This is a genomic window from Luteibacter sp., from assembly GCF_051958795.1.
Taxonomy (GTDB): Bacteria; Pseudomonadota; Gammaproteobacteria; order Xanthomonadales; family Rhodanobacteraceae; genus Luteibacter.
Window position 1 is genome coordinate 1 of sequence record NZ_JBQCFT010000030.1, and the last position, 11,705, is coordinate 11,705.

Below are 11,705 nucleotides of genomic sequence, written 5' to 3' on the forward strand. Positions count from 1 at the left end.
GGGGGGTGGGGGGGGGGGCCGTCTTGGGGGGGGGGCGGGTTGTGTTCTTTTTTTGCGCTGTGGTGGCGGCGGGGCGGGGTCGGGGGGCCCGCGCGGGGCCCCCCCCCGCCCCCCCCCACCCGCAGCTTCCTCAACCACACAAGAGCGAGGCGGCGTCAGCCGCTCAAAACATGCATTCGCGCCAGCGAATGAACCGCTTGCCCTAGAGGTCAACCTGCATGTCGCCACGCGGCCCTCCGCTCATGTCGGCCCCAAGGGCCTGCCCACCCGCGCCACCAACGATGAGGGTCATGGCGGGAGAGCCCATTGCGCGGCTTCAAGCACTTGGGGAGCCCCAAGGTGGCGACAGCAGCCTATCGGTTCTCACGCGCATGCGATGCGCTTGAAAACCCCCGGTGCCAACCAATGTCGCAGAGACACGCTACGAAGAGCTTCCGTAAGCATCGGAATGAACAAGTACTTCGGTGATGCGTCGGACGCTTTTGGAACTTCGACCGACATCTTCATGGTCTCGTCCATTACGTATATCTGCATGTCACTGAGCGGGCGGCTTCCCCCGTCGGGTGGCGGTGGGCTCCAACCGGTGGCCAACACGTTCGTCGTCGAGATCAGCGAAACGACAGGCGCAGATCCCGCGTCGAACAGAAACCAGTACGACGTGCCGGATTCGGGACCTTCAAGATGAAGCGCCATGTCCGAAAGTAGAGCTTTAAACCCGAGTGGAACGAAGCGAATTCGCCAGCGAGGATCCTCCCTATGTTCATACACGGCACTTCGATACGAACAAGCTCCCGATGCAAAGCTCGGGCTGGCGGCGAGTAAGAGGAGTAGGGCGGCGTTTCGCATATCAGTTCACGTCCAGGACGAGCGCGTCGGAAGGTTCGCTATCGTATGGAGGCGGAGGATCTATTCGTGTCGGCGACGATCCTTGAGTAGTGAAGGGATACACTGACGTCCGCGTCGGCGAATCGCATTTGCACACGCTTGCCGCATGGTCTCGGCTTGGAGAGGCGTCACCTGGATACCGGCTTCTGCCGCACGAAACGAAGTGCGTCGACTCGGGAGCGGTCAGGCCCTGGCGGCCGACATGAGTGGGGGGCCGCGCAAAGCAACGCGTTTCGCGATAACGATTGCTACGGCCCGGTCCGAAGGTCCGCGCCTGGCGGCCGCCAGGGCCTGACCGCTCCCGACCCCCGCGTACACCCAGCCTAAGGCGGCGCAAGCCGCTCAACACACGCATTCGCTTCAGCGAATGAACCGACCACTAACACACATGAGCAAGAACCTACGTTCGCCATCGATTCACGCAACTGAGCGGCAGGCAACGGCGGACTGAATGGTCGCTCGCTGGTCACGTCTCACACACCGTTTCAGCGACCTTTCGTTCAGCGAATTCGCATCACGCTGGTGTCGAGCGTGCACTGCGCACGACACGGAGTATCGCCATGAAACGCCTGATGTTCGCCATGACCATCGTGATGCTCGCCTCGTCGCTGAGCGGCTGCATCATCGACGACCGCCGCCCGGGTGGTTACTACCACCACGATAACTATTGCCGCTGGCACGACTGCCGCGGTGGCTGGCGCCGTTAAACCTTCCTGAGCGTGAGTGATCGTGGCGGCGGCGCCTCAGCGCGTCGCCGCCTCCGCATCGTTCAACTGCTGCGTAAGGTCGCCCTGGAGCTTCTTGAGATTGGCTTCGGCGACCTGCAGCTTCGGCATAAGCGCATCGATCTTCTGCATCGACGCGTGATACTGGTCCCACGTCTTCCCCGCGATCACCAGTTGCCCGTTCTGCATCTGGAATTTGTCGTGGTGGGTATCGGCAAGTGTCAGGACATCGGTGACGACGCCTGCGAGCTGGATGTTCAAGGCCAGCGAATTCTTCAACGTTGCCGACATCGGTCCGGCTTTGGCTTCGAAGCCTCGCCGCATGGCGTCCTGATCGGTGAAGGCAGCACTCAGGACATCCTGCGCGTTCTGCATGTAGTCGTCGTAATCCGCTTCGATCGCCTGATTGATCTCGACAAACTTTGCCATCCGACCCTTGGCCTCGCGTGCTCGCGCCTGATCGGCAAGCACCGGGGCTGAAAGGATGTCCTCGACGTGCAGCTTATCCATGGCCGCTTCGTGGACCGCCATGCGTGCGTTCAGGGTGACCACCAGCCCCTTCAGCTTCAGCATGGCTTGCGCCAGCGGCGTGGTCGGGGCGGCAGCGGAACCGGCGCCCGCGTCATGCGTGCCTAGCGCGGCATCCTTCACTTGCGCGATGGCGTCATGTATCTCGGCGCGTTCGACACGCTTGCTCCGGATGCCGTCATAGACGCCATAGCCGAGGCCGGCCACGACGAGCGCGATCACTACGATGCCCACGTAACGCAGGGCGGCAGGCGCGGCCGGCCGGCTGCCGGGCAGCGATGGTGGTGACATGTTTCCCCCTTCCTTCGCGCCGGGCCCCCGCCCGGCGGTCAGATCATCCGCCCGCCACGGGGTGGCAGGCAAGCGAGCAGTTCGCTTGCGGCGCGTTCGCCGCTCTCGAGCGCGCCATGCGCCGTGGAGAACGCATCGGGGTGCGTGGCCTCGCCGGCGAAGAACAACCGTTCGCGGAACGGTTGGGCAAGCTGCTGGCGTTGGTGCGCCTGGGTGGGCAGGGCATGGCTGTAGGAGCCGCGGATATACGTCGATGCGCTCCACGCCGAGGAGGCCATGGGGCGCAGATGGCGCATCGCATCGGCGCCCAGCAGTCCGGCCAGCAGCGAAGACAGGTGATCGAACGAAGCCGCCGGCCCATCGGCCGTGACCTGATGTGCACTACGCCCGCCGAGGAAGGTCTCGACCAGCGGCCGTTCCAGCGGCCGGAAGTAGAACACCGGGCTATCCGGGTCGTGCGGGTCGGCGATGAGCACCTGTTCGGTGGGTAACTCCACCTCGCCAAGAATCTCGAAGAAAAGTTTCTCATCACAGCCCAGCGGAAGGCAGCCGGCGGCGTGGCGCCAGTCATCCAGGGCAGCCGGGAAGCGAATCAGGTCGCTGGCGATGACATTCGTGGAAACCGTGAGGATCGCGGCCCGACTGCGGACCGTGCCCTGCGGCGTCTCGAGCACGACGCCGGTGCCGTCCACGTCCACTGACTCCACGGGCGTCGCGAAGCGGCAGCCGACATCCGTGGGCAGCTGCGAGGCGATCAACGTTCCGTAACCCCGCGGCAGCCGCCAGTTGTGCTCCGTGGCAGCGCGTTCGTAAGCGTTGTAATCAGCCGCCGAAATGCGCTCCAGCGATGCGCCGCTGATGAAGCCGCTCATCGCCTGCAGGTAGCCATTCCAGCGGTTGGCCGGATCGAGGGCATCGGAGGCGCGATCCGACGCGGGCGGCGTGTCCATCAACCGCTCATGCCACGCACGGAACGCCGCGTGCGCCTCATCCTGCTCGGCCTCGGTGAAGTGCGGATGCGGCTGGGCCTTGTCCCACGCAGCGGGGCGGCGGTCGATGGTCCAACCCTGAGCCTCGGCGATCCGGCGCCAGGCGTTGTGTTCGGCCGAGTGCAGCCAGCCGCAGCCCATGTCGAGCGGCAGGCCGGCGAGGTCGAGCGTCCAGCCGCGGCCACCCAGGCGTTGCGATGCCTCGAGCAGCCACACCGACAAGCCCTGGCCAGAGAGCCGCCGGGCTGCACCGATGCCTGCGGCGCCCGCGCCGACGATCACGACATCGACATCGAAAGTCTTCTCGTTCGCCATGCGACCACGCCCCGCATCCGGACAGGCTCCGGATCATACCAGCGGCCCTGCTGACACCACGCTGTCAGCAAGGGTCGCGCCGGCCGCGTCGCGGGAGAGGCCGCGCGCTAAAATGGCCGGATGAGTTCCCCCGGCCAGCGCGCCTTCATCCTCACCCGCCAGTGGCGGGATACCCGCGAAGGCGTGGACCTGGAACTGTGGCTGGCCACGGACGATGGCCCGCGCGCGGTGCTGGTGAAAGGGCAGGCCGCCGTGGCGTTCGTGCGCGAATCCCAGCGCGCGGAAGTGGAGGCCGCGATCCGGAACGACGCGGCGTTCGAGCTCAAGGCCCTCCCGCTGAAGACGCTGGCGCAGGAGCCCGTGCACGGCCTGTACGGGCAGAGCTATCGCGCCATGCTTCGCCTCGAGAAGCGGCTCGCCGAACGCGGCGTCACGCTGCACGAAGCCGACATCCGCCCGACCGACCGCTACCTCATGGAGCGCTTCATCACCGCCTCGGTCACGGTGGACGCCACGGGGAACGCGGATGATGCCGTGCTGGTGAACCCACGCCTGAAGGCGGCGGACCCCTACCGGCCGCCGCTTCGCGTGGTATCGCTGGATATCGAAACCAGCGCGATGGGCGAGCTCTACTCGGTGGCGCTGGAAGGCTGCGGGCAGCGCCAGGTGTACATGCTCGGCGTGGCGCCCGACGACACGGCGGCCGAAGCCGACTTCACCCTGACCTACGTGGCCGACCGCCCCGCTCTCGTTCTCGCCATCAACGCGTGGTTCCGCGAACATGATCCCGACGCGATCATCGGCTGGAACCTCGTGCAGTTCGATCTGCGGCTGTTGCAGGCCTGTGCCGACCAGCATGGCCTGGTGCTGGCGCTCGGCCGTTCGGGCAAGCCGATCGACTGGCGTAACCACGGCCGTCGCGAGGGTTACGTGTTCGCCTCCATCCCCGGGCGTCTCGCCATCGACGGCATCGAAGCGATGCGTTCGGCGATGTGGTCGTTCCCGTCCTTCAGCCTGGAAAGCGTGGCGCAGGCGCTGCTTGGCGAGGGCAAGGATACGGATGATCCGTACCACCGCATGGACGAGATCGAGCGGCGCTTCCGCGAGGACAAGCCGGCGCTGGCGCGCTACAACCTGGTCGATTGCGAGCTGGTGACGAAGATCTTCGCCAAGGCCGACCTGCTGAACTTCGTCCTCGAGCGCGCGAATGCGACAGGCCTGCCCGCCGACCAGTCGGGCGGTTCCATTGCCGCATTCAGCCACCACTACCTGCCGCGCATGCATCGCGAAGGGTACGTCGCGCCGAATATCGGCAGCGCACACGGTGAGTCGTATCCGGGTGGCTTCGTCATGGAGTCGCGGCCAGGCATCTATGACTCCGTGCTCGTGCTCGACTACAAGAGCCTCTACCCATCGATCATCCGCACCTTCCTTGTCGATCCGATCGGGCTGGCCGAAGGTACGCTGGCGAGCGACGAGACGCAGACCGTACCCGGGCCGAACGGCACGCGTTTCTCGCGCACGAAGCACTGCCTCCCCGGCATCATCACCCACCTGTGGGAGCGTCGCGACCAGGCGAAGCGTGACGGCAACCAGCCGTTGTCACAGGCGTTCAAGCTGCTGATGAATGCATTTGTCGGCGTGCTCGGCGCCTCGGGCGGCCGCTTCTTCGATCCGCGCCTCGCCGCTGCCGTGACCCTACGCGGCCATGAAATGATGCGGACGACGCGCGAGCTCGTCGAAGCCGAAGGCTACGAAGCGATCTACGGCGATACCGATTCGATCTTCATCTGGCTGGGCCGTGCGCACGACGAAGCGGAAGCCATGGCGGTCGCCGAGCGTCTCGTCGCGCGCATCAACGGCCACTGGAAGGACACGCTGGCGGCAGGGCTCGGCATCACCAGCTACCTCGAGATCGAGTTCGATACGCACTACAAGCGCTTCTTCATGCCGACGATCCGCGGCAGCGAGCTGGGCAGCAAGAAGCGCTACGCCGGTCTCGTCGAAGAAGCGGGTAGCGAGGAACTCGTATTCCGCGGCCTGGAAACCGTGCGCAGCGACTGGACCCCACTCGCGCAGGGCTTCCAGCGCGAACTCTATGGCCGCATCTTCCGCCGCGAACCGTACGCGGACTATGTGAAGGACTATGTCCGCCAGCTGCAGGCGGGCGCGCTCGATGACCTGCTGGTCTATCGCAAGCGCCTGCGCGGCAAGCTCGATTCCTACGACCGCACCACGCCGCCGCAGGTGCGCGCCGCGCGCCTCGCCGATGAGTACAACGCGCGCCAGGGCCGCCCGCTGCAGTACCAGAATGGCGGCTGGATCAGCTACGTCATGACGCTGGGCGGTCCCGAGCCGGTCGAAGCCCGCGTGGCGAGCATCGACCACGAGCACTACCTCACCAACCAGCTCGAGCCGATCGCCGATGCGATCCTCGCGCCGCTCGGCGACAGCCTGGCGGCGCTGACGAACCAGCAGCCGGGGCTGTTCTAGGCACGCGCCGTACGGCGTACCGCCTGTGGCGGGATGCCGTAGCCACGCACGAACACCTCGCGCAGGTGGCGGCGATCGCGAAAGCCAGTTTCGCGCGCGACGACGTCGAGCGAATGCCGGCTCTGTTCGATCATCGTCCGCGCTGCTTCCAGCCGCAGCTTTTCGACGGCCTTCGCGGGTGACTCGCCGGTCTCCGCGGTGAAGACGCGACTGAACTGGCGCGGGCTGAGGTGCGCGACGCCGGCGAGCTCCTCGACGCCGAGCGGCTTGGCCAGGTGGCGTCGCGCGTAGTCGAGCGCTTCCTGGATGCGATCGGTACGCGGGGCCAGGGTGAGCATCTCCGAATGCTGGGTCTGGCCGCCCGCGCGGTGGTGCGGCATGACCAGGCGGTGCGCGAGCGGGCGCGTTACCTCCGGGCCGAGGTCCTTCTCCACCAGGCCCAGCGCGAGGTCGAGACCCGCGGTCATGCCGGCGGAGGTCCAAATCGGGCCATCGTTGACGAAGATCCGGTCCGGTTCCACGGTGATGTTCGGGAAGCGCTGGCGCAGGGCATCGGCGAACAGCCAGTGCGTGGTGGCGCGGCGGCCTTCGAGCAGGCCCGCCTCCGCGAGCATGAATCCGCCCGTGCACAGCCCGGCGATGCGGCGTGCGCGCTGCGCGGGGCCCGCGAGGAACTTCAGCACCGCCGGCTCGGTGTCCGTGACCAGCGGATCGAGCACACCCGGGATCAGCCACGTATCCGCGTTCGTCCGGGCGGTCAGCGGCCTGGTCGCCACCGACATCCCGAACGACGAGCGTACGTCGCCGCCGCCGGGGGCGTAGACCTCGACCTTGTAGTACTCGCTGCCGACGATCTGGTTGGCGAACTCGAAGACGGCCTGGGTACCCAGGGCCATCATCTGGAAGCTATCCGCCAGGACATACCCGATGCGGTGCATGGCCGGCCTCCGGCGTCGTGACCTAAAACATGACTATATACGTCATTTGCGTCATGGTCGAGCCGGCGCAAGCTATCTCCATGCCGCGGCACCCGCCGCCTCACACGCTGGAGAACACCATGAACGCTTCCCTCGGAACCGCTGTTGTCACGGGCGCCTCGTCGGGCATCGGTGCCGTCTACGCCGAACGCCTCGCGGCGCGTGGCCATGACCTGATCCTGGTCGCCCGCAGTGCCGACCGCCTGAATGCCCTCGCGGCGAAGATCACCCAGGCCACCGGCCGCCGGGTCGAAGTGCTGGCCGCCGACCTCGCCAACGCCGCCGACCTCGGCCGCGTGGAAGCGAAGCTGCGTGACGATGCGAGCATCAGCCTGCTGGTGAACAACGCGGGCGTCGGCACCCATACGCCGCTGCTCGACAGCAAGATCGACGCGATGAACAAGATGATCGACCTCAACGTCACGGCAGTGACCCGCCTCACCTATGCCGCCGTGCCGGGCTTCGTGGCACGTGGCAAGGGCGCGGTCATCAACGTCGCCTCGATCGTGGCCATTGCGCCGGAGATCCTCAACGGCGTGTACGGCGGCAGCAAGGCGTATGTCGTCGCCTTCAGCCAGTCGCTGAAGCACGAGCTGGGCGATAAGGGCGTGCAGGTGCAGGCCGTGCTGCCGGGCGCCACGGCGACCGATTTCTGGGACGCCGGTGGCATGTCGGTGGATATGCTGCCGAAGGAGATCGTGATGAGCGCGGAAGATCTGGTCGACGCGGCGCTGGTCGGCTTCGACCGCGGTGAGCTGATCACCATCCCGCCGCTGCAGGACGAAGCGGAGTGGAACGCGTACGAAGCGGCCCGCCAGGTCATGGCACCGCGCCTTTCCAGCGCGACGCCGGCCGAACGCTATCTCGCTACCGCGTGAGGCGATAACCTGACGGGATGCCGAAAGCCTCCCGTCCCCACGGCCATAGCTACACCGCCGACGAGCTCCGCGCCCTGCGCGCGGAGCTCGTTCGGCTTGATCCATCGCTGGCCGTCGCCAACGCGGCGGTACCTGAGTTCGCCTGGCGCTCGCGCCCAGCGAATTTCAGCGGCCTGCTTCACCTGGTCGCCGAGCAGCAGGTGTCGCTCGCCTCCGCGGCGGCGATCTGGAAGCGCATCCAGGAAGGCCTGCACGAGGTCACTGCCAGTGCGGTGATCGATGCCGGTGAGGAGCGGATGCGCGAGCTCGGTATGTCGAAGCCGAAGGCGCGCTATGCCGTGGCGCTCGCGCGGGCGGAGCAGGAAGGCCGCATCGATTTCGCCGCGCTGGCAGGCATGGACGATAACGAGGCCGTCGCGTCGCTCACCGCGCTGCTCGGCATTGGCCGCTGGACCGCGGAAGCGTTCCTCATCGGTGCCTATGGCCGCACCGATTTCTTCCCGGCGGCGGACATCGCGCTGCAGGAAGCCGCGCGCCTTGTCGATGGCGGCGAACACCGCCCGACGGAGAAAGAGCTGTACACGCGCGCGGAACGCTGGAAGCCATTCCGCGCGGTGGCGGCGCAGATGCTGTGGGGTTACTACAGCGCCGTGAAGAACGGCACCGCTATTCCACCGCCCGTGCATACCGCGCCGGCGGCTGGCCGACGTGCCGCGCGAAAGCCACGCTGAACGCGCTGGCCGAGCCGTAACCCACCCGTTCGGCGACGCTGGCGACGCCCGCGCCTTCCTGCCGCAACAACTGCCGCGCCATGGCCATGCGCCAGGTCAGCAGGTATTCCATGGGTGCGACGCCGACCACGCGGGTGAACCGTTCGAAGAACGCCGAACGCGACAGCGCGGCTTCCTTCGCCATGCGTACCACGCTCCACGTTTCGGCAGGGCTCTCGTGGATCCGGCGCAGCACCGGCGCGATGCGCGCATCGGCGAGGCCGCGGACCAGCCCCGTCGGCGCGGCGGCACCGGCGGAACGCAGCGCATCGATGAACAGCACTTCGAGTAGCCGTTCGAGCACCACGTCGCGCGCCGGGCGTCCGGCACGTGCTTCGTTACCCACCATGCCCACCAGCGTGGTGAGGCGCGGTTCGTCACGCACGTGGATGACATCCGGCAGCAAGGACACGAGCAGGGCGGCATCGGGCGAGCCAAATGCACAATGGCCAATCAGGGCGCGGTAGTCGACGGGCGCATCGGGATCGCCGACACGTGAGCGTCCTTCCGCGACCTCGACGGGGGAAACCTCGTTGCCGGGTGGCGGTTCCAGGCTGGAGCTGTCGATTTCAAAGGCGGCCGGCACCAGGACGAAATCGCCCGCATGCAGGGTCAGCGCCTGGCCAGCCACCTTCAGCCGGGAAGCGCCCTCGAGCACGGCGCAGTAGAAGGGCGCGCCGGCGGCGGGGCGGTTCACCCGCCAGCGGCCACCCGCCGTCACGACCTTGGAGAACCGCATGGTCGGCTGGAGCAGGGTCACCACTTCGGCAAACGGATCAGTCATCGCCGGATTATCGCGAATAAAGTGTGGACGTTCGATTATAGGTAGTCCGGTACCGGGCGCCTATCTTGGATGGATCCACCCACCCAGGAGTTTTCCCCATGCAAACCGTCCTCATCACCGGCTGCTCGTCAGGCTTCGGTCTCGAGACCGCGCGTTACTTCCTCGACCAGGGCTGGCGCGTGGTCGCCACCATGCGCACGCCGCGCACGGACCTGCTCCCGCCGTCGGACCGGCTGCAGCTCGTTGCGCTGGATGTCACGGACGCGGCGAGCATCGCCCGGGCCGTGCAGGAAGCAGGCCCCATCGACGTGCTCGTGAACAACGCAGGCATCGGCATGTTGAACGCGCTCGAGGGCACGCCCATGGAGGTCGCGCGCGATGTTTTTGCCACCAATACGCTCGGCACGATCGCGATGACCCAGGCGGTGCTGCCGCAATTCCGCGAGCGGAAGGCGAGCGTCGTCATCAACGTGACGTCGAGCGTGACCCTGAAATCGCTGCCGCTGCTGTCGGTGTATACGGCGAGCAAGGCCGCGGTGAATGCGTTCACCGAATCGCTGGCGCTCGAGCTGGCGCAGTTCGGCGTCCGCGCGTGCCTGGTGCTGCCCGGCCGCGCACCGACGACGCGCTTCGGCGAAAACGCCCGCGAACGCATCGGCGACTTCCCGGCGCCGTATGCAGCGTACGCCGGGCAGGTGTTCGAAGGGCTGCGCGACACCACCACGCCGACCACCAGTTCGATCGCCGTGGCCGAAGCGGTATGGCACGCCGCCACCGACCCGAATAGCCCGATGCGCATCCCCGCGGGTGATGACGCGGTGGAAGTCTTCAACGCACTGTAGGAGCCCACCCTGTGGGCGACATCTTTCGCGAGAGCCTCTCAGACCCTGTAGCGATGCTGCGAAAGGCGTCGCTCACAGGGTGAGCTCCTACGACAGCGAGATCGGTTACTTCCCAAACACCTCGCGGATGCGCTGGGCGATGTGCTTGCCGTACGTTTCCAGCGCGAAGTGGCCGGTATCGAGCAGTTCGACCACCGCATTAGGGTTGTCGCGGCGGTAGGCCTCGGCGCCGGGCGGGATGAAGAACGGATCGTGCTTGCCCCAGATCACCAGGGTGGGCACCTGCTTCTCGCGGAACAGGCGCTGGAAGTCGGGGTACTTCTCCAGGTTGGTCCGGTAGTTCAGGAACAGGTCGAGCTGGATGTCGGTGTTGCCCGGGCGCTGCATCAGCAGGTGGTCGAGCTGCCACATCATCGGGTCGAGCAGGGTCTGGTCGGGCACGCCGTGGGTGTACTGCCACTTGATGCCTTCCAGCGTGGTCGCCTCGCGCACACCCTCGCGGTTGGCCGGCGTGGCGTCGGCCCAGTACGCGCGGACGGGCGCCCAGGCGTCACCCAGGCCTTCGAGGTAGGCGTTGCCGTTCTGGCTGACCAGGCCCGCGAACCGCTCCGGCTTGGCCAGTGCAAGGCGCAGGGCCGAGGGCGCGCCGTAGTCGAACACGTAGAGGATGTACTTCTTCAGGTCGAGCGCGTCGACGAACGCCTCGAGGGTCTTTCCCAGGCTGTCGAAGGTGTATTCGTAGCCGCGGCCTTCCGGCACTTCCGTGAAGCCGAACCCCGGCAGGTCGGGGGCGACCAGGTGGAACTGGTCCTTGAGCTCGCTGAACAGCTCGCGGTACTGCAGGGAGCTGGTCGGGAAGCCGTGGACGAGCAGGAGGGTCGGGGCCTCGGGATTGCCGGCCTCGCGATAGAAGAGGCGGACGCCATCGGCGTCGACATAGCGGTGGTGAACGGGATATTCGGCGGCATGGGTCATGGCAGTGCTCCTCGCAGGTAACCTGTATAAATTGATTAGAAGGGTTACGCACAGGCTAAACATCGACCATGTAACTTGTCAATAGGCATTTTAAAGGTTACAATTTGGCCATGAATCCCGTCACCTCGCTCGAGATCCCGCCGATCATCGCGGACCAGCCCGCGCTGGACCTGATCAACACCGTGGTCATGGAGAACGGTGAGTCGGTGGACCACCTCGTCTCCGACGCCGCCACGGCGGCGTGGCTGTCGCG

Annotated in this window: 11 protein-coding genes; 6 read left to right on the plus strand and 5 right to left on the minus strand. The window is 66.5% G+C overall.

Annotated features, from left to right (window positions below):
* Positions 1-448: 448 nt before the first annotated feature.
* A complete protein-coding gene (locus ACTHLF_RS01900; RefSeq protein ID WP_440324347.1) occupies positions 449-685 on the plus strand; it encodes a hypothetical protein in 237 nt (78 codons plus the stop codon).
* Between the two features lie 760 nt (positions 686-1,445).
* The gene (locus ACTHLF_RS01905; protein WP_440324349.1) at positions 1,446-1,592 is read left to right on the plus strand and encodes a hypothetical protein; all 147 of its coding nucleotides are present in this window, start codon (positions 1,446-1,448) and stop codon (positions 1,590-1,592) included.
* A gap of 36 nt (positions 1,593-1,628) precedes the next feature.
* Here ACTHLF_RS01905 and ACTHLF_RS01910 read toward each other — a convergent pair whose 3' ends face one another.
* Positions 1,629-2,501, minus strand: a complete 873-nt coding sequence (locus ACTHLF_RS01910; RefSeq protein WP_440324351.1) for a hypothetical protein — start codon at positions 2,499-2,501, stop codon at positions 1,629-1,631.
* Positions 2,468-3,733, minus strand: coding sequence for a flavin monoamine oxidase family protein (locus tag ACTHLF_RS01915; protein WP_440324353.1), 1,266 nt, complete (start codon positions 3,731-3,733; stop codon positions 2,468-2,470). Before ACTHLF_RS01915 ends, ACTHLF_RS01910 begins: the two co-directional genes overlap by 34 nt.
* 120 nt (positions 3,734-3,853) lie before the next feature.
* On the opposite strand from ACTHLF_RS01915, the gene ACTHLF_RS01920 reads away from it, so the two are divergent.
* The gene (locus ACTHLF_RS01920) at positions 3,854-6,226 is read left to right on the plus strand and encodes a DNA polymerase II (RefSeq protein WP_440324355.1); all 2,373 of its coding nucleotides are present in this window, start codon (positions 3,854-3,856) and stop codon (positions 6,224-6,226) included.
* On the opposite strand, the gene ACTHLF_RS01925 is transcribed toward ACTHLF_RS01920, so the two are convergent.
* Positions 6,223-7,164, minus strand: coding sequence for a GlxA family transcriptional regulator (locus tag ACTHLF_RS01925; protein ID WP_440324357.1), 942 nt, complete (start codon positions 7,162-7,164; stop codon positions 6,223-6,225). The genes ACTHLF_RS01920 and ACTHLF_RS01925 overlap by 4 nt on opposite strands.
* A 119-nt stretch (positions 7,165-7,283) precedes the next feature.
* On the opposite strand from ACTHLF_RS01925, the gene ACTHLF_RS01930 reads away from it, so the two are divergent.
* Positions 7,284-8,081, plus strand: coding sequence for an SDR family NAD(P)-dependent oxidoreductase (locus ACTHLF_RS01930; RefSeq protein WP_440324359.1), 798 nt, complete (start codon positions 7,284-7,286; stop codon positions 8,079-8,081).
* A gap of 17 nt (positions 8,082-8,098) precedes the next feature.
* Positions 8,099-8,812 (plus strand): DNA-3-methyladenine glycosylase family protein, encoded by a 714-nt coding sequence (locus tag ACTHLF_RS01935; protein ID WP_440324361.1) that lies wholly within the window; start codon positions 8,099-8,101, stop codon positions 8,810-8,812.
* Here ACTHLF_RS01935 and ACTHLF_RS01940 read toward each other — a convergent pair.
* On the minus strand, positions 8,748-9,635 hold the full coding sequence (locus ACTHLF_RS01940; protein ID WP_440324363.1) for a cupin domain-containing protein: 888 nt from the start codon (positions 9,633-9,635) through the stop codon (positions 8,748-8,750). The two genes, ACTHLF_RS01935 and ACTHLF_RS01940, sit on opposite strands and share 65 nt — an antisense overlap.
* A 98-nt stretch (positions 9,636-9,733) precedes the next feature.
* Between ACTHLF_RS01940 and ACTHLF_RS01945 the strand changes: the two genes are divergently transcribed.
* A complete protein-coding gene (locus ACTHLF_RS01945) occupies positions 9,734-10,477 on the plus strand; it encodes an SDR family oxidoreductase (RefSeq protein WP_440324365.1) in 744 nt (247 codons plus the stop codon).
* 105 nt (positions 10,478-10,582) lie between these two features.
* On the opposite strand, the gene ACTHLF_RS01950 is transcribed toward ACTHLF_RS01945, so the two are convergent.
* Positions 10,583-11,452, minus strand: coding sequence for an alpha/beta fold hydrolase (locus ACTHLF_RS01950; RefSeq protein WP_440324367.1), 870 nt, complete (start codon positions 11,450-11,452; stop codon positions 10,583-10,585).
* Between the last annotated feature and the right edge of the window lie 253 nt (positions 11,453-11,705).

What these genes read in the sequence shown, in the direction of transcription:
- ACTHLF_RS01900 (WP_440324347.1), top strand. Translation starts at nt 449, where the DNA reads ATGAACAAGTACTTCGGTGATGCGTCGGACGCTTTTGGAACTTCGACC.
- ACTHLF_RS01905 (WP_440324349.1), top strand. Translation starts at nt 1,446, where the DNA reads ATGAAACGCCTGATGTTCGCCATGACCATCGTGATGCTCGCCTCGTCG.
- ACTHLF_RS01915 (WP_440324353.1), bottom strand. Translation starts at nt 3,733, where the DNA reads ATGGCGAACGAGAAGACTTTCGATGTCGATGTCGTGATCGTCGGCGCG.
- ACTHLF_RS01920 (WP_440324355.1), top strand. Translation starts at nt 3,854, where the DNA reads ATGAGTTCCCCCGGCCAGCGCGCCTTCATCCTCACCCGCCAGTGGCGG.
- ACTHLF_RS01925 (WP_440324357.1), bottom strand. Translation starts at nt 7,164, where the DNA reads ATGCACCGCATCGGGTATGTCCTGGCGGATAGCTTCCAGATGATGGCC.
- ACTHLF_RS01930 (WP_440324359.1), top strand. Translation starts at nt 7,284, where the DNA reads ATGAACGCTTCCCTCGGAACCGCTGTTGTCACGGGCGCCTCGTCGGGC.
- ACTHLF_RS01935 (WP_440324361.1), top strand. Translation starts at nt 8,099, where the DNA reads ATGCCGAAAGCCTCCCGTCCCCACGGCCATAGCTACACCGCCGACGAG.
- ACTHLF_RS01940 (WP_440324363.1), bottom strand. Translation starts at nt 9,635, where the DNA reads ATGACTGATCCGTTTGCCGAAGTGGTGACCCTGCTCCAGCCGACCATG.
- ACTHLF_RS01945 (WP_440324365.1), top strand. Translation starts at nt 9,734, where the DNA reads ATGCAAACCGTCCTCATCACCGGCTGCTCGTCAGGCTTCGGTCTCGAG.
- ACTHLF_RS01950 (WP_440324367.1), bottom strand. Translation starts at nt 11,452, where the DNA reads ATGACCCATGCCGCCGAATATCCCGTTCACCACCGCTATGTCGACGCC.